We start from the raw sequence: 17,872 nt of genomic DNA, 5'->3' as shown, positions 1-17,872 counted from the left end.
AATTCTCCCCTCCCCGCGTGCGGGGAGGGGTTGGGGGTGGGGTGTTAGGGGACTTTTGCAAGAGGTCTATTTGTGAGTTTTTAACGATAAGCCTTTAACCAGACATGATACTAGACACATCTTAAAAGCCTAAAGTTAGTATAGTACATATATATGATGCGTAAATCCTAATTATTTTCTTAAATACAGATTTATGGATTCTTCTCAAATTGAAACAGGTGCACCTCTTTCTATAGAAATTGCTCAGATTGCCTCACCATCAACAACACTTTCTCCTAACTCAACATTCAGCCCTCGTATTTCTAAAGATGCTATTCGCACAAGTTTGAGGGCTTCTACTGCCGATGGTGTTTTTGCAGCAGTTTTCTCTATTGGTACTGGCGGAATTTTACTAGGTAATTTCTTAGTGGGGTTAGATGCCAGTCCAGTGGTATTTGGTATGGTGAGTTCTATCCCCATGTTAGTGAATCTCTTTCAGCCGATGGGTGCTTATTTGTCTGAACGCAGCACTAGCCGTTTTCACTATTCCCTTCGCACTCATGGGATTGGTCGGCTACTATGGCTGATTCTAGTAATTGGCATTGTTAGCTTTAGTTGGGGAGGGCTGAATTCCAACCAATTAGTGATATTGTCGCTTGTGATTCTCGTATGCAGCCATTTTTTAGGAGGACTAGGAGCTGCTTCTTGGTTGAGTTGGATGGCAATGTTAGTCCCACGGCAATTACGAGGTAGATATTTCGGGCTACGCAATAGCCTTGCTAACTTAACCGAGTTGGTCGGTTTGCCAATAGTCGGTCTAGCTGTATCACATTGGTACGGGGGGCCTATCCAAGGTTACGGAGTGATTTTGCTCTTAGGCATTATCTTTGGAATTGTCAGCTTGGGGTGTCAGTATTTCCAGGTAGATATAAATCCTCAATTACAAAATATTTATTATGCTAACTCATCCCAAACCAGTGAGATTCAGTCAGATTCGGCATCAAATGAACCTAGTGAGGTATCTGAAACAATCTCTCTGCCGCAAATGCCAACTCCCCAAAACCAGATAGATAGCAGCATTTGGAAAAACTCTAATTTTTTGGTGTTTCTACTTTATTTCGGCTCATGGACGTTTGCTGTTAACCTGAGTGCCCCCTTTTTTAATCTCTACTTGCTAGATACCCTGAACTTGGATGTAAGTTGGGTAACTTTCTACAATAGCCTGCGAGCAGGGGCACACATGCTGATGCTGATCGTGTGGGGTAGATTAGCAGATAAAATAGGCAATCGTCCGATTCTAATTTTTAATGGAATTTTAATTGCCGTCATACCCTGGCTGTGGCTGAAGATGGGTTCTAGTCCTCTCGACCTCTGGCTGTGGTTGCCGCTATTACACATTTTCATTGGGGGTAATTGGGGAGGAGTTGACTTGTGTAACAACAATCTCCAGATAGAGATTGCACCAGTAAAAAATCAGTCTATCTATTTTGCAACAGCAGCAGCTGTTGCTGGAGCAAGTGGTGCTTTAGGAGCAACTATCGGTGGCTTCATCGCTCAATTTGCTGGTTCTTTTGGCATAGCAGAAGTATTTATTGTATCTGGTGTATTACGATTAGCTTCACTTGTGCCACTCATTGTTAAAGAAGATTTAGGTAGCTAAAATGAAAATTCTTTGTTACGGATATGAACAAAGAATATTGAACTCAATCTGTAGATTTATCTATCTACAGGAAGAACTGCTAACTTACATCTTTACTATACAGTAAGAAAGATTTATAACATAGTGACCAAGTTAATGTCAGTAAAGCAGATTATAGAAATCTGTTATTACATAAATCTGACTTTATTCGTTTTTTCGTAATGCTTAAGGTAGACAGATCAAAAATCACCACCCAACAAGTTGAAGCTTTCGAGCGAGACGGTGTTATCTGCGTCAAAAATGTTTTGGATAACATCTGGGTAAAACGGATGCGAACAGCCGTTGACAAGAATGTATTAATGCCTGGCCCTTTAGAAGTTAAGGGCATCCCTAAATCAGAAGGTCATGTGGAACATGCCAGTAGCTTATGGCTTACTGATGCCGATTTCCGTGCTTTAGCTTTTGAATCTCCGCTAGCAACGCTTGCTGCTCAAGTCTTGAAATCAGAAAAACTGAACTTTTTGGCTGACGGCTTCTTTGTTAAAAAGCCGAAAGCAAACAGCCGTGTCGGCTGGCATAACGACCTACCTTACTGGCCCATACAAGGCTGGCAGTGTTGTAAAATTTGGCTGGCTTTAGATAGTGTCAACCAAGAAAATGGTCGATTAGAGTATATCAAAGCTTCTCATCGATGGGGCAAAGAGTTACGTGAAGGATCAAACCCCTCCTGGTTTACAGAGCCAGAACCTCACGAAATTTTGTCTTGGGATATGGAGCCTGGAGATTGCTTGGTTCATCATTTTCTAACAATTCATCATTCAGTAACCAACATATCTTCCACACAACGACGTGCAGTAGTTACTAATTGGACTGGCGATGATGTTACTTACTATCACCGCCCGAAAGCATGGCCTTTCAGACCTCTTGAGGAAATTGATTTACCAGAATTTAATTCATTCAAAGCCAAAAAACCTGGTGAGCCGATAGAGTGCGATATATTTCCTAGAGTAGAACTGCATCGCTAGTTGGGAATTGCTACTACTCATTCGTGTCAACTTAAGCCAAAACCCTTTTAAAATCTCGTTTTCAGCAAGAGGCTGGAAATGCTACTCCTGGCGGTTCTGCCGCGAGCTCGGGAGGCGGAGCCTCAATGAGGGGCATTCCCAGTCGGAGACTGGGGAACGAGATAAGGATGCGCTTATAAAGATTAGACTTCTTGCAGAAATCCAAAATAAGAACCCCACCCCGCCTTTGACTTACGTCAAAGTCTCCCTGCCCCTAATCCCCAGAGCAGGGTGGTTTCATACAAGCAGAGAAAAACTAAAACTGGGTTTCAAAGCCTCTCCCCCCGTGGGGGAGAGGAATGGAAGTGAGGGAAAAAGCCCGGACACAAAACGAGAAATCAAGACTTATGTATTTTTCTTTTTTAGTATGAAACCACCCTGCTGCCCCTAATCCCCAGAGGGGGCCCCGAGTTCCCCGCAGGCGGGGAGGGGCTGGGGGTGGGGTTTAGGGGACTTTTGCAAGAGGTCTATTGTCCTCAACTCTTAGTAGCAACCGAAGAACCGGATTTATTTAGCTGAGTTTATCAAAATATTAGGTGATCATTAGGATGTAATCCTATCAAGTTCATCAAGAATATTGCTATCTATAGCAATGTCAAATTTCCGAGCAAAATGAGCAGATGATGCAAGCAGATTAGGCAAATCTTGCATTAGCAATACTTTTGGATGAGGGCCTCCAGTTGACCAATCAATATATCGCCGACGGTCATTTTTTAGTCTAAGGTGAGGTGCATTAGCAAGTATAGTTTGAAAATACGCCTCGTCTGCGTGTTTGACCTTACTGTAATGTAAAGTTATGGCATTTCTCTGTCCGTGGAAATCGATAATGTACTCAGCAGCTTTGCGATTAGCACAAAACCATTGACTTCCACTGAAACAAGCAAGCTTCTTTGAAAAAGGAAGAAAAGCTTTCGTCAATAAAGGATGTTCTAAACGTATTTCTATATTTAGTTGAGCAAAGTATTTTTTTGAGGAATGAAAAGAAAACGATTTTGTACAGTATCGTTGATAGGAATTTTTCAGCCATAACATATTTGGTTTTAAATCACTTTTATAAGTCTCGTATGTGATTTGTTCATACTGAATATAAGCATCGTACGAACTTGAGGCTAGATCATCCAATATTTGCCTTGCGGTTTTAATGGGATAGTCTGCTCCACTGAGTAATACAAACCAATCTGGTGCATCTGATACCTCGAACATTAGTTTAAGTGCTTGTAATGTAGCCTCTTCAACAGAAAAGTCTGCCCACTCAGTCTGTAAGTGAGGGTGTACTAGTAAAACATTTTTTGAGAGACTATCTACAGATAAATCACATTTTGAAAAATCATGATGGCACACAATTACAGGATAATTAAACATCCTATTTAACTTATTTATTAGCCTGTAAATTTGTTGAGGTTTCGTATGAGTTAGTAAAATAAAACCTATCGGATTACTAGGAGAATTAGACATTTGCTTAAGTTATATGGCTCTTGAAAAGATTTGTCTCGGAAAGCATTAGTGTTTTTGTTCGCGCAGCAGCGACTATAGGAGAAGGGAAGGCAATTGCTTTAAGTTGTGGAAAATAAATCGAATCATAAAATTAGGAACTAAAAACTTTTGAAAGCGATCGCGCTACCTCAACCGACTCTTAATTAGCGATCGCTCTCCTACCTACTACAAACAGAAAAACCTCTGACGAGAAATTCACGAGCAATTCTGCAACGCCTTTTGATTACTGCCCAACGTTTCATTGATAGCCGTCATTAATAACTTATCTAAAGGGATTCCCACTGCTTTGGCCATAGAGGAAATCACACTTTTGGGGGCAAAAGAACAATACAACCCTGCTTCTAAAAACCAAGGTTGTCCCTCTGGGTCGATGCGGAAGTCAAATAAACTGTAGTGGCGACAACCCAAAGCCTGATGACACTTTTTAGCCACTTGTTGAACCTTTTGGGTGATCGGGTCGTTCGGGTCTACAATCCAAGACTTCTTATTATCTTTAGCAGCAAAACCCAAGTTGCCATCGTCTGTTTGTTGGAGTTTATCAGCATGCCTGCGGATGGGTTTTTCGTGGGGGTCTAACAAATACTCTTCAAGGGGTAAACCCACTAGCTCACCGTCTTGGACAATGATGCCGCATCTGACTTCTCGACCGAGTTCGATGAATTCTTCTACAATGACCTCTGAAGCGTATTCAAAGGCTTTCTTGAGAGCAGCGTCATAGTCAGCAGCTTCTTTGACTAAGGCCATCCCTAAAGAGTTATCGGAACTTACGGGTTTAACGATCGCTGGAGGTGCAATTGTCGGCGTATCTCCTTGACGAAGCAGTTCTCCACGAGGCACTTTTACCCCTGCTGCTTCGACAATTGCTTTGGTTCTGGCTTTGTGCGCCGTTATTGCCATGATATCTGGAGTATTGCCGATGTAAGGGATCTTCAGCAAGTCGAATAAAGCGCGATATTCAGTCATTCCAGGGATACAAAACATTTGTGGTAACATGATGTCAATGTTTTGTGCTGTTATAAACTGTATGGCATCAGCCAGAGTCATCGGTTTGGTGTCAGCAATATCTTCAGGGCTGAGAGAAACAGGAAATCGCCAGTGGCGATCTGGTGTGATGTATGCAATCTGAAAGTCATAGTGCGATCGATCTGCCGTTGCTGCGAGACAATCTTGGGCGTAAAGGCGTGACAAATCACAGTAAAAATCATTGTATGCAGACCCAACTAAATGAAGGATACGAAGTACTGACATGATTCATCTTCCTATGTATTGTTAGTATTTATATAGCGGTTCTCAGTTGAGTGGGCTATAAGAACCCCACCCCCAACCCCCTCCCCGCAAGCGAGGAGAGGGCTATGATGTACCTCTGTGATTAGTAAAGGCTACATATAGCAGTTCTGTATCTAAAAGTGGTTAATTACGAATTACGAATTACGAATTACGAATTATTTTAATCGCCACCTAATTCCACTAGTTTGCCAATGTTGAAGTCTATTTTTACCCATCCTTTGAATTGTTGCAGATTTTTCAGCAAAAGTAAGGGAATCTGCCAATGATGCAAAGTCAAAAATGGTATGGGGTCATCAAGATTGTAAATAGCATCAGTACCCCGCACTAGAGTATTAACCGATGTTTGCAATTGTTTCCAGGAACGGATACCAGTTAGTCGCCAGATTTCGTGATATAGGAAGTAAGTGGGTTTGCTACTTGCTAGAGGTTCCAGAGGTGCAGCTAGGGGAGTTTTACCAAGATAGGCGTCTGCAACACCAGGATGATTGTAAAACATTGTAATTGCCGAATGGGTACGGGGATTGCATTCAATGGCGTAAACTGTACCGTACTCAGCTTGGATAAAGTCGAAAGAAACTTGCCCAGTCAGAGCCAAACTCTTGACGAAGTGTTGCACCCATTCACGGATTTGGGGATTTTCGACGTTTTCATAGTTGATTTGAAAAGCAGAAGAGTCTGAACAGCAATGCAATCTTAATTCCCCATCCCGCACTGTACTATGTGTGCATAATTCTTTACCAGGAATAAACTCTTGCATAATCCAAGGTCTTTCAGGACTGATGGGTAAACTGTTGACAAAGGCTGCTGTTTCTTCTGGGGTGTCGCAGGGAAGTTTGGTTAAATTTAAGCGGCGAACGGAGTCGTAATCAATACTTTTAAGAATATATTTGCGGCTTTCTTGACTAAAATCGAAATTGATAACTTGTTGAGGATCTGTGATTTTAAACGATTTGGGGACAGATAAACCAAGCGATCGCGCCCGATCGGTAAGGGCAAATTTATCATCCAACATCTTGGTTATATCTGGATCAAAGTGAAAAACTTCGCAGTATTCTGATAATGCAGCCTTTGCTAAAGATTCATAGTAGCTAGATACAGGACTGGATACAGGTACAAAAACGTCAACCTTTTCGTTTTTAACGATTTCTACTAGCGCCTGGATATAACCTTCTGGGTCTGATTGCGGAGCCGGAACTGTATAAAAACGATTTACAGCCTTTGAGAATCTATGCCCAGACAACCAGTATTTGTGACCTTCAATCAAAATAACTCTGTGCCCTGCGGCATGGAAGGAGCGGGCAAGTTGCAATGCTTTAGTCATCTTGGCTCCACTCACCAAGATCGTCTGAGGATGAGCAGCTACGACAGCTTTTTTCGTAAACGGCGATCGCACAATGCCCCACAACAAAGATACCAACACTATCAAAGCATTGAACGGCAAGGCTATTAGTAATAATGTCAGAGTACCGAGAGTCTTGAGTAGAGCTATTACCTTTACCCTAACACCCGTTGATGACGTTGGAGATTGAGGCAGAGATAAGGAAATTGATTGTCCCATAAGTTTTTCCTTTGTGTTTATTGTAAAGACGTTGCAATGCAACGTCTCTACAAACTTCGTTACACCACGCGTCTAATTAGAGTTATACCATCTCGGATGGGTAACAGAACTTGCTCCACACGAGGATCGGCGGCGACAATACGGTTGAACTGAGCGATCGCTTCACCGTTGGCGGTGCGTTGTTCGGGTGGTAGGTAAACTTGTCCCTGCAACAATGTGTTATCCACACAAATTAACCCGTCGGGAGTCAGTAAGTTACTATCCAAAATAGTCTGGAAGTACTCTACATACTCTTTTTTATCCGCATCAATGAAGATTAGATCGAATACTTCTTTTCTTGCAGCCAGCTTGTAGAGTGTCTCTAAGGCAGGTGCTACTTCCACAACGATTTTGTTGCCGTGGGGAGACTCACTAAAGCAAGCTTGAGCAAATTCAGCAACATAAGGATCTACTTCGCAACCGATCAGTTGCCCATCACTTGGTAATGCTTCTGCCATTGCTAAGGCTGAATACCCTGTGAACATTCCGACTTCTAGAATGCGCTTTGCTTTGGTGATATGAACAAACATTTTCAATGTCTGTCCTTCCAGATGTCCTGAGAGCATCTCCTGCTCTAGTTGACGCACTGTTTCACCATCGCTGAAGCGTTTGCTCCAGTCTTCAATGCTTGTTTTTTGCGCTAATGCTGTTAATGCGCTCGATTCGGGGGTGGTGTAATCATCTAAGTAGGGATCTAAACCCGCCGCTAATTGAACACCCTGCCGTAAAGAATCTAATATCTCTACAGGAATGTTGTTCTCTTGGGCTAATTTGAGGGTTTGCTGTAGCTGGGCTACTAAGATGCTATGTGGCGTTATCGGTCTAGCTGTTTCTCGTCCTACAACACTGGTCATATTTTCAGACCCCTACTAGCTTGGCTTTTTGACTTTCAATGTATGCGTCAACACCTTTTCCGCCACGAGGATATTTAGCACAAAGACGTTTGTGTTCAGCTAAGGCAGTATCAAGTTCTTCACGAGTCAGATCGTTGGCAAAGAAGCACTCACCAATCGGACGAGGCATGGCTGCGCGTTGTTTGCCATCTCGTGTCAAGCTTATAGATTTGGTAGCATACCAGAGCAAATCGCCATCTAGTAGAGGATGATCGAGTGATAAACCAATACGACTCATCAAGTCTAAGATGCGATCGCGCTCTCCTGTGGAAATATAACCCCGTTGTGCTGCAATGGTTGCAGACAAAGCCATATCTATATTGACCGCATGACCATGATATAGGGGTATCTGAGGTGCTAATTCTAAGGTAGGACTCCAAGTGTGACCGTAGGCAATGACGCGATCGAGGTCTATTTCATGCAAGTTAGGAGTTTCTAACTCCAACATGGTTTTGATTGCCTCGTAGTTGACTTTATGAGCAATCTCTTTAATTTTCGGTGTTGCATTCACATGTCCAAAGTGAGTGGAAAGCAGTTCTTCGCCATACTCGTATAGCAGTTCAAAGACTTCAGAGTTAGAAACTACCGCAATTTTCACCAATTCTGCCATCCCATTACGAACTTGAGCCGTTGGCAAGGTTTTCAAGAATGAGAAATCGAGGATCACTTTCAAAGGTGCATGATATGCTCCCAAGCGATTTTTTTCCTTACGATGATTAACTGCAACCTTAATCGCTACACCTGCATCGATTAAACCAATCAACGTGGTAGGAATGCGGATATAGTTACTCTTGCGACGGTAAGAAGCGCAAGCATACCCAGCCACATCAGTAATTAGACCACCACCGACGACTAAGACTGGTTCCTTACGAACTAAGCCAAAGTCTGAAAAAGCGTCAATAATTTTTTCAAACGTTCCCAGGGTTTTAGCTGTCTCCGTAATAATGATCGGAAATACCGTCAGTTCAATGTCATAGTGTCTAAAATATGACTTGATCTGATCGCCATAAAGTTCATGGACATTGGCATCAATTACAGTCAGACAGCGACCAAATTTTGCATAGCTATCTGCTATTTCTCTGTTTTTAATATCAAATGCACCGTTCACATAGACAAGACTAAAATCGATTTTTTCGTAACCTTGCACGTGAAATGCAGCTTCTGTAGCTTCAAATGATGCTTGAACTTTATTCATGTGTGTTGACCTGATTCCAATTACAAAATTGTGAGATTTCGGCAAGAATTGCGATTTACCCGAATATATGCAGCAAGCAACTATGCTTTTTACCCTTTCAGATAAAAGACAGGACAAAATTAGCTTTCAATAAAAAGCTAACGTTTATTACTGACTGGCAATGTTTTTAAACAACACTATTCATTTGAGTAAATTCTGTAGATGGGTTAACCTTTAATTCGGCATAACCTCAAACAAGTCAACTAGCCCCACTAGCAATGTATTGACATAATACTTCCCTGCTCCTTCTGTGGATTGTTGACTTTAAATTTGGGAAGTTCATCTGAATTCAGATTTATTCCACTATATTTAAATATAGTGGCTTTCCAACTGTACGATTCCGCAAAAATTCTAGCCTAGACAACTGATTGTATCGTTGATCTCCAAGCTTCAATTTGAGGTTAGAACCCTGATTAATCGTTAGTTCGCTGTTTTTTACCATTAGTCTCAAACCTTATATTACTAAACTCACTACATTAGATTTGCTTCAGAATAACAGTGGATTTTTAGAGGATGTTTACCTGATTTTTATTAACTCCAACCAATATGTTTGTCTCTAGCAACTTTCCGATTGTTAGACTTTGCAAAACTCATACCTTAGTAAACTACTCATATTGTTTCTCATTGTCTATCTCTAGGCTGACATTTGATATTACAGGCATAATTAATACTTATCTTGCTGTTTTTTTACATTAGTCTCAAACCATAAAATGGTTAAAAACAAAGATGACTCACTGTATTCTAGTTAAAATATCAGTAGAATCCCTTTTGTATTCAGTCATTTTACTGCTCAGTAATAAACATAACTGTCTTAGCAACTCCTGAAAATTAGGATTTAAATATATCTAAATATCTGAGATCCTAGTAATAAAAATTTAACTTTTTTAAGGAACGGTTGTGTGTGTTAAAGGTTTCTAACTTTGCTTAAATTGCCTTCCTAGTCCTAAATTAAGCCTTTTCAGCTTAAACCAGCAAATAATTTACTAGTTAATAACTGAAAAGTACTACACAAATCATAACATCTGTAAATATATTTAAGTCAATCCGCCACGCGAAGTGTACTAGATAACCCAGGCAACTGCAAAAAATATATCTAAAGATAGATACTTTATACAACAAGATATCGTATGGCGCTATATCTAAAAAACATCTGGTGAATTTAATTATGCGTTGTATTGCCCGAAATCCGTTGTTGCTTTTGTCGTTTCTAGATGCACCTATATATAGCAATCCGATTTGATGGGCGTGAATTACTCGTAGAAACTGGGGACTCTTTACTGGGGAGGTGGGGCCCCTGAAGGGGATAAGGGGTAATGGGGACTCTTAAGAAGGAATAAAGGTATACTGAGTTTTTTTGACGCAATCAAATATCAGTCCTATATAATATTTTACTTTTACGGGCAGAAGATCGCAATTCACTAGATGGACTCAACAGTACACTAATTACCATAGCTAGCAAATTACTGGCAGGATATGCGATCGCAGGTAGCGCAGTCTAAGACATCTTATATCATATCTGCGTTGAAAACAAACAACGTTACTGTTGTGCTAGATAGCTGTCATTCTGGCAGTGGTAAACAGGGGAATTTGCAAATGTGTAGGATATAAAAAATTGAGTATTTCTAACAGACAAAAATTTAGTTAAATTACTTTTTAAATAATCTTAATATTTCTCAACTTAGTTTAAAAAATCTTGGTATTGACTTCAGAATGTTAAGAGCGATCGCTTTGTAAAGGTTAGTTGATATTAGTTGTCAAACTGCTGGTGAAGTTAGAAACTAAAGAAATACAACACACGCAATTATTTTATGACTGCTATTTCTAACCTTGAATTCAAACGACCAATTTGGCAAACCGCGATCGTATTGACCTTGGGCTTTTGGCTCAGTGCTAGTCTAGTTTTAGACTGGGTAATTATGCCTAGCCTTTATCTTTCTGGGATGATGAGCCAAGCTGGTTTTACGACAGCAGGCTATACGATTTTTTGGAACTTCAATCGGATGGAATTATTATCAGCTGCTGTAGTGCTGACTGGGGCACTAGCTTTGAGCAAAACCCGATATCACTGGAGTATTGGCAGTATTGTTTTATCTGTGCTGCTGCTAACTATAGCTGTTCTTAACACCTATTTCTTAACTCCGCAGATGTGCGCTATAGGAGTTCAACTCAACCTATTTGAAGCTACTGCTGCTATTCCATCGACAATGAATTTACTACACGGTAGTTATTGGCTACTGGAAATAGTGAAGCTGGTAGCTGGTGGTACACTTTTAAGCTGGTGCTGGCGGGAGCAGTTTTAAGTAGATGGAAAAGTATAACGGTGAGAATGTCCACTTCTAAATCTCACGCCAAAGACGCAAAGAATTTCTTTGCGTCTTTTCGCTACATACAGCAGATTGCAAGTAAGTGAGATACAACCAAGACTGATTTATCAAATATAAAGAGTTTCTACCTCCTGCCTCCTGCCTCCTGCCTCCTGCCTCAAAACCCGTAACTTTGTACTTCATGCAAATGAAAACTGCTGTATATCTTATAGGTTAATGAATGTGATGTTTACTACAGGCTACGCCTATGCGTACAATTTTGTATTTATATTGGTGATTTTTCAAACTTGGGATTTTTCGGGTAAATTGCTACCATAAAATGATTTAGTTTTTTATTAAGTGTAATTCAATAAGCACACATATAATTATCTTTTACTATACATTTTCAGCTTTCCCGGACATCTAAACAAATAAATATTTATAACAATTTTCTGGAAGATGATATTAATTAGTTTTCATGTTTACTTTACTGATTTATCATGAAGTTTATATATTTCTGGTAACTTCTTTTGAAAATTATAGTAATCTAAGTTTTAGTGAGTATGTTACTTGTTATCTACCATCTAGCTGAAAATAGCTATTTTGCAGGTATCTACTACTAATCAAGAATTTCCCTGTAAGTTCTTGAATTTGTCACTCCAATTTGTGCAGGATGACTATTTAGCCCCACACAACATTAGAACCTGTTTCCAGTACTTATGAAGAGATTCCCTTCTGCTGATTTGGTCGCCTGTGCATCTCACCACACACCATCATGGCGGCAATTATCAGCAAACTCATTCTTGACCGGAGGTTTACCATTATTGTTGTGCAAGTGATAATTTTGCCAAATCCCAAGATTAAGAGTTGCTCTACAATCAGAAACTTAAGTAAGATATTGAACTTTTGGAATGCTTAGTTTTTAATAATACTTTTTCTCTTGTGAAGTTACCCTCAAGAATAAACTTCTTGAAAAAGTACCCGACGACTTTCGTCACGGATATAAAAACATACTTCTTCAGCACAGACTTAATGCCTATAAGCCTTGATAGAGAAACATTTACGTTTACATTACAGTAGATTTTGGTCGCTCCAGACTTTCGTATTAGGAACAAAAAACTTTTGCAAGATAACTAAAGTATCTATAATTTTAGGCTGCAAAATACGGATAACAATGATACTTTTGTGACTGATGGGCGAGAGCCAATGGTCTTTGTGTGGCACTTGAGTTACTGTTAGATTGGCTAGATTAGCTAAAGATACAGAAACCAATCTAATTTTTGAAATACTATATCCTGGCAACTAGTCGGGCAATTTTGCTATTGGTCAGTAGCATTAATTGGTTTAGTTGTAACTCGTGGATTATAGCTTAACAAAGATTGGTGAATTAAGAGTTGGGGGTGTGGAATCTCTGTACTAACTCAATTGTTACCGCTATATTTATCTGACAGTGCTTCCAACAAAGTCATGGTGAATTCCGAAAAGGTAATTCACTAATTTTACCTGCAAATGTTAATTTTATTCTAGAGCTATCCCAATGAAGACACTTCCGATTAGTAGATACAGATTTTTCCAAAAGCTCCAGCCCCTACCTTTGTTGAAAAAAATCACTAGTAAATCGGTTACTGGTTGTTTACAGGTGTTTAGCACATCAGGCTCTTGGTCAATATATGTAGATGAGGGGAAATTAATTTATGCCTGCTACTCAGAGAAAATGTTTGAGCCGCTTTACAGAAATTTGCAACGCTTGAGTCAGCAAATTTCTACTCTGCCTGATGGAATCAAAGACCAGTTGCGGGCGATATTTGAAACTGGTATTGAAAATCAGGCAATACCGAACCCAGATTATCTGGCTATTTGTTGGTTAGTCAATCAGAAATATATCAGTTCCTCTCAAGCAGCAATGCTGATAGAGCAATTGGCGCTAGAAGTTCTAGAGTCATTTCTGAATTTAGAAGAAGGAAGTTATGAATTTATTCCTGAGGGCTTTCTGGATGATATGCCAAAGTTTTGTCATCTAAATCTCCGTTTATTAGTTGAACAATGTTTAACACCCCAAAACGTTCGCGTTAGCGTCTCTGAAAGAGAAGCGGTTTATCGTCAAACATCACCAAGTTATCAATCGCATACCTCACAATTTTTCCAAATAAAAGAGCTACAACCTAAAGTCAAAACTACGCCAAAGTTGCCTAAAATAAACGGCTATAAACCAGCAGCCTACTCTATTAATACTAATGAACACAGGGGTCAGCAAATCATCCAACCGTCTGCTGACAGAAAAATCTACACAATCTTGTGTATTGATGACAGTCCTACGGTATTGAATGCTATTAAAAGTTATTTAGATGAGCAAACCTTTTCTGTTATCGGAGTCACTGATTCTTTAAAAGCTTTAATGCAGATTATCCGTATAAAACCCGATATAATTTTGTTGGATATATCAATGCCTAATCTAGATGGATATGAACTCTGCTCTTTGCTGCGTAAACACTCACATTTTAAAAATACACCTGTGATCATGGTGTCAGAAAAAGTAGGGTTTTTAGATAGAGCTAAAGCGAAGATGGTCAGAGCATCAGGCTATTTAACTAAGCCTTTTCAACAAGGAGATTTACTAAAAGTCATTTTTCAACATATTGTTTAATTTCCTAATATAAAAAATCACTCCATTTAAACAGCCTATTATTTTAGAGATTTAAGGTTGAATATTATCTGGTTCACTATCATTGTAGTTGTAGTTATAGAAGATTGTCTGAATGATATCATGTCTGGCAAATCACTTGTGATATGTCATTGCGAACGCAGCGATAGCGGAGTGAAGCAATCCCAGACTCTTGCGATTGCTTCGCTTCGCTCGCAATTACAACTGTTCAACCGGACATGATATGAGTTAAAATCAATTAGTCATTTTATTTTTCCTGAAATGTCCAAACTCCTTCATCCCAATCTGATTCTGTTGGGGGTGATTGTAACCAATGCTGACAACGCAACAGATGCAACATAGCAGCTTTGTCCTGGCTATCTGCTGCCAAAACATTAGCAAACTCAGCTCTGGCAAGAGAAAACTGCCGCTTGAGGTAATACTCACGCCCTTTATGATAGTGCTCAATCACTTGCAATTTTTCACTTGCAATGGGATTGGAACGTAAACCCAGTAATTCATATATGGCTACTGGCTCATTTCTGCCCTTGACACGAATGTAATCTAGTTCTCTAGCCCAAATATGATCTTGGCATGGTTTAAAGGTGTTATGGCTAATAATAATATCACAACCATACTGTTTACTAACACTTTCTAATCGAGAGCCAAGATTAACACCATCGCCAATCGCAGTAAATTCCATCCGCTTACTAGAGCCAATATTTCCACTAATCACGGTATCAGAATTGATGCCAATGCCGATTTTAATTCTGGGCTTATCATCTGTATGGCGACGTTGATTAAATTCATGCAAGCGATCGCGCATTTCTAAGGATGTTTGTACTGCCATCCAAGCATGTTCTTCTAATGGTAGAGGAGAACCAAATACAGCCATGATGGCATCACCGATATATTTGTCAAGAGTGCCTTTATGTTTAAAGACTGCCTCTACCATTGATTCAAAATATTCATTGAGCATACTCACCACTTCTTCTGCTTCCAAGTTTTCTGTTAATGTGGTGTAGCCGCGAATATCGGAAAATAAAATCGAAACTTCTTTGCGATCGCCTCCGAGTTTAGCGTCATCTAATTTCAGCAATTCTTCGGCTAATTCCTGAGTCATGTAACGGTACATCGTACTCTTGAGCCGCTTTTCATCACTGATATCTTCCATCACTACCAGCGCCCCCCGGACTTGCTCTTGGTCGCTAGCATCGGCAATTGTGTTAATCGATAAATTAATACTATGCTGCTCTGTACCAGTGCTTATAAGTGTGCGATCGGGGTAATATTGCTGGCGGCCCTTTAAGTCAACTGCATGTAAAGCATCCTGATACCACTTGCTAAAGTCGCCTTCTTTGATGCCAATGACATCATTAACTAATTTACCTTCTAAACGGTCATCTACTCCCAGTCCTAGCAAACGTTGGGCGCTTTCATTAGCGGCGATAATTAACCCAGTTTTATCAGTGGAAACCACGCCATTGGAAAGACTACGCAGAATATCCCGTTGCATTTGTTCTTGTTGCTTGACTGTGGCAAACAACTGGGCATTTTGCAGCGCTACTCCCGCTTGAATATTAAAAGCTTCCATGAACTCTTCATCGTTCCGGTCAAAGCTAGCTTGGAAGCAGTCGGGAGCTTTGGGCCAATCAGCTGGATTATAAAGGGGAAAATCCCCGGATTTCTTTTTATTTACAAGTTGGGTAACGCCAATCAGTTGTTGATCGGCATTAAATACTGGCATACAAAGCAAACTACAGGTGCGATAGCCATTTTGCTGGTCTAATTTTTGGGCTGTCTCTGAGTCAGGATCGTAGTACAAATCAAAGCCAATATTCAACTTCTTGCCAGAAGCCGCTACTATCCCAGCAAAGCCTTTACCTACGGGGATTCGCAACTCTTTGGTTGAACCATTATCCTGAGTAATTTTCGTCCACAATTCATGGCGATCGCGGTCTATTAACCATAGTGTACTGCGATCGGCATTCATTAATTCTTTGGCTTCATCCATCACCCGTTTGAGGGTGTCTTCTAAGTCGAGACTGCTTTGAGAGAGGGACTTGATTGCCTTCATCAGCGCCGCTACTGCTCTTTGTTTTTGAGTAGCTACATAAAAAGAGCGCGAGGATTCTAAAATCAGACAAATCGAAGGGGCAAATTCTTGAAATAATTGTTCGTCAGCACGGGTAAAACCTATGGTATCAATGCGCTCTGCCAGTGGAGCATCGTGATTATTTACAGATTTTAATTTATTCAGTAATTGCACTACTGCAACTAATTGCCCATGTTCATTTAAGAGTGGCAAAGCTAACATAGTGTAGGTGCGATAGCCAGTTCTCTTTTCTTGTTCTTGGGCAAAATGCGATCGCGGATCACTATAAAAATCAAAGGGAATATTAATAACTTCTTTAAAAGTGGCGACTTCCCCAGCAATGCCTTTATCAGCTGGGATACGGATTTCTAAAGAGCGACCGCCCTCACCCTCAGCTAAAATTGACCAAAGTTCTTGTTTTTCTTCATCCAATAAAAATATCGTCGTCCGATCTGCTCCCAGTAATTCCCCAGTTTTCAAGGTAATCGAATGCAACATTTCTTGCAGAAGAGTTTCAAACCCATGAGAATCAAGCATTGATAGGGTTTGATGAACAATCTGTAATTTTTGCTCAACATCTTTAACGACCTGTTTAAAGGTATCCTGAGTCAGGGGAGCAAGAAACGTAGAAAAAGTTCCTTGTCTTGTGGCAAGAGCACCCACAGGAGCAGAATTTGCTGGTAATTCCAGGTTTTCTTGGTTGTGAACACCAATAATCAAATCGGTGGTCTCCCCACAACTTTCTTGATACACTGACATAACTGGTATTTTATATAACAGGATGAGGTTTTAGATTTAACAATGAGATTAAATTTATGTAAGTGGTGTTAAAAGCAACAATTGCTCGACATTATCCATAGTTTAATCGCTTGTTTAGCCAGCGTCATCCCGTGAATAAACGCTCAAGTTGATTACCAACAAGCATGGCTTGACCCAAAACCCGTTCCCAGTGCTGAATACAGATGATAAATAGAGGGTTAGACCCCTCATATAAACGAGAAAACAATGTTTTCCGCAGGAGATTGATTGTTAGTGTTGCGTTGTAAGATTTTGCAAGGGCATACTAATGAGCATTGCTGTATCCGTAGAGTATAGTCGATTTATTTGAAAATGGCTGTATTTTATAAGTAATTATACGTAAATAAGTTCTAGCTTCACTGCGATCGCTTCCTGTCGCAGATATGTCAGCCTGAAAAAGAAAGTGCTGAGTAAAAAATACTAGTACAGGTAGGCGGTAAGAAACCACTCTATTAGACATCTCCGAAAAGTCCCAAAGTACCTCTATAACTAGCTTATAGGGTGCGCTTGCCAGTTTGGCAATCTGGCTAGTTTATACGATCAAATAGGGCTTTTAGGTACTTGTTGTTGATAATCAGACAAAAAAAACGTAGTTATGTGCGTTTATTTTCACATAATGCGATCGCGTATATCTTTGCTGGTAATACAAGTGCCCCAATTCGTAATCTTACTACTTTGCAAACTGCCAAAATTACCTCAGCATACTTTTTAGGATTTAACCAAAATCTTTCTTGAATAACTCGAAATATTTTTACCGAACGGCAGTCGCTACAACGGGGAGCCACTCCGTTGGACGGGTTCCCCGGCTTGAAGGAAGTGGCATGGGAACCCCCGCAACGCGCTGCCTC

Annotated in this window: 12 protein-coding genes; 5 read left to right on the top strand and 7 right to left on the bottom strand. The window is 40.2% G+C overall.

The features are described from left to right. Positions 1-193 precede the first annotated feature (193 nt). On the top strand, positions 194-1,639 hold the full coding sequence (locus RMY63_RS01045) for an MFS transporter (protein ID WP_322726908.1): 1,446 nt from the start codon (positions 194-196) through the stop codon (positions 1,637-1,639). A gap of 200 nt (positions 1,640-1,839) precedes the next feature. Beyond that, positions 1,840-2,643 carry a phytanoyl-CoA dioxygenase family protein gene (locus RMY63_RS01040; protein ID WP_322726907.1) on the top strand — a complete coding sequence of 268 codons (804 nt, stop codon included), beginning with the start codon at positions 1,840-1,842 and terminating at the stop codon, positions 2,641-2,643. A 582-nt stretch (positions 2,644-3,225) separates the two neighbouring features. Here the strand turns inward: RMY63_RS01040 and RMY63_RS01035 are convergent. From RMY63_RS01035 to RMY63_RS01015, 5 genes are all read right to left on the bottom strand, one after another. Further along, complete coding sequence (locus RMY63_RS01035) at positions 3,226-4,137, bottom strand: beta-1,6-N-acetylglucosaminyltransferase (RefSeq protein WP_322726906.1); 912 nt, start codon at positions 4,135-4,137, stop codon at positions 3,226-3,228. 234 nt (positions 4,138-4,371) lie between these two features. Then, positions 4,372-5,424: a D-alanine--D-alanine ligase gene (locus tag RMY63_RS01030; protein ID WP_322726905.1), complete on the bottom strand. Its 1,053-nt coding sequence runs from the start codon at positions 5,422-5,424 to the stop codon at positions 4,372-4,374. 199 nt (positions 5,425-5,623) lie between these two features. Continuing rightward, positions 5,624-7,021 (bottom strand): ATP-grasp domain-containing protein, encoded by a 1,398-nt coding sequence (locus RMY63_RS01025; RefSeq protein ID WP_322726904.1) that lies wholly within the window; start codon positions 7,019-7,021, stop codon positions 5,624-5,626. Positions 7,022-7,080: 59 nt separating this feature from the next. Next, a complete protein-coding gene (locus RMY63_RS01020) occupies positions 7,081-7,914 on the bottom strand; it encodes an O-methyltransferase (protein WP_322726903.1) in 834 nt (277 codons plus the stop codon). A 4-nt stretch (positions 7,915-7,918) separates the two neighbouring features. Further along, positions 7,919-9,148: a sedoheptulose 7-phosphate cyclase gene (locus tag RMY63_RS01015; protein ID WP_322726902.1), complete on the bottom strand. Its 1,230-nt coding sequence runs from the start codon at positions 9,146-9,148 to the stop codon at positions 7,919-7,921. Between the two features lie 1,847 nt (positions 9,149-10,995). Here RMY63_RS01015 and RMY63_RS01010 point away from each other — a divergent pair. Then, a complete protein-coding gene (locus RMY63_RS01010; protein ID WP_322726901.1) occupies positions 10,996-11,487 on the top strand; it encodes a hypothetical protein in 492 nt (163 codons plus the stop codon). A gap of 1,540 nt (positions 11,488-13,027) precedes the next feature. Continuing rightward, complete coding sequence (locus RMY63_RS01005) at positions 13,028-14,134, top strand: response regulator (RefSeq protein ID WP_322726900.1); 1,107 nt, start codon at positions 13,028-13,030, stop codon at positions 14,132-14,134. 265 nt (positions 14,135-14,399) lie between these two features. Here RMY63_RS01005 and RMY63_RS01000 read toward each other — a convergent pair whose 3' ends face one another. Further along, the gene (locus RMY63_RS01000) at positions 14,400-16,985 is read right to left on the bottom strand and encodes a GAF domain-containing protein (protein ID WP_322726899.1); all 2,586 of its coding nucleotides are present in this window, start codon (positions 16,983-16,985) and stop codon (positions 14,400-14,402) included. 304 nt (positions 16,986-17,289) lie between these two features. Then, on the bottom strand, positions 17,290-17,484 hold the full coding sequence (locus RMY63_RS00995) for a hypothetical protein (protein WP_322726898.1): 195 nt from the start codon (positions 17,482-17,484) through the stop codon (positions 17,290-17,292). Between the two features lie 137 nt (positions 17,485-17,621). Here RMY63_RS00995 and RMY63_RS00990 point away from each other — a divergent pair, with 137 nt between their 5' ends. Next, on the top strand, positions 17,622-17,759 hold the full coding sequence (locus RMY63_RS00990; protein WP_322726897.1) for a hypothetical protein: 138 nt from the start codon (positions 17,622-17,624) through the stop codon (positions 17,757-17,759). Positions 17,760-17,872: the final 113 nt, after the last annotated feature.

The sequence above is a fragment of the Nostoc sp. ChiQUE01b genome (assembly GCF_034531255.1).
Classification (GTDB): domain Bacteria; phylum Cyanobacteriota; class Cyanobacteriia; order Cyanobacteriales; family Nostocaceae; genus Nostoc.
Note: the sequence above shows the minus strand (reverse complement) of the source record. Positions and strands in the feature narration are given on the sequence as shown.

What these genes read in the sequence shown, in the direction of transcription:
- RMY63_RS01045 (WP_322726908.1), top strand. Translation starts at nt 194, where the DNA reads ATGGATTCTTCTCAAATTGAAACAGGTGCACCTCTTTCTATAGAAATT.
- RMY63_RS01040 (WP_322726907.1), top strand. Translation starts at nt 1,840, where the DNA reads ATGCTTAAGGTAGACAGATCAAAAATCACCACCCAACAAGTTGAAGCT.
- RMY63_RS01035 (WP_322726906.1), bottom strand. Translation starts at nt 4,137, where the DNA reads ATGTCTAATTCTCCTAGTAATCCGATAGGTTTTATTTTACTAACTCAT.
- RMY63_RS01030 (WP_322726905.1), bottom strand. Translation starts at nt 5,424, where the DNA reads ATGTCAGTACTTCGTATCCTTCATTTAGTTGGGTCTGCATACAATGAT.
- RMY63_RS01025 (WP_322726904.1), bottom strand. Translation starts at nt 7,021, where the DNA reads ATGGGACAATCAATTTCCTTATCTCTGCCTCAATCTCCAACGTCATCA.
- RMY63_RS01020 (WP_322726903.1), bottom strand. Translation starts at nt 7,914, where the DNA reads ATGACCAGTGTTGTAGGACGAGAAACAGCTAGACCGATAACGCCACAT.
- RMY63_RS01015 (WP_322726902.1), bottom strand. Translation starts at nt 9,148, where the DNA reads ATGAATAAAGTTCAAGCATCATTTGAAGCTACAGAAGCTGCATTTCAC.
- RMY63_RS01010 (WP_322726901.1), top strand. Translation starts at nt 10,996, where the DNA reads ATGACTGCTATTTCTAACCTTGAATTCAAACGACCAATTTGGCAAACC.
- RMY63_RS01005 (WP_322726900.1), top strand. Translation starts at nt 13,028, where the DNA reads ATGAAGACACTTCCGATTAGTAGATACAGATTTTTCCAAAAGCTCCAG.
- RMY63_RS01000 (WP_322726899.1), bottom strand. Translation starts at nt 16,985, where the DNA reads ATGTCAGTGTATCAAGAAAGTTGTGGGGAGACCACCGATTTGATTATT.
- RMY63_RS00995 (WP_322726898.1), bottom strand. Translation starts at nt 17,484, where the DNA reads ATGTCTAATAGAGTGGTTTCTTACCGCCTACCTGTACTAGTATTTTTT.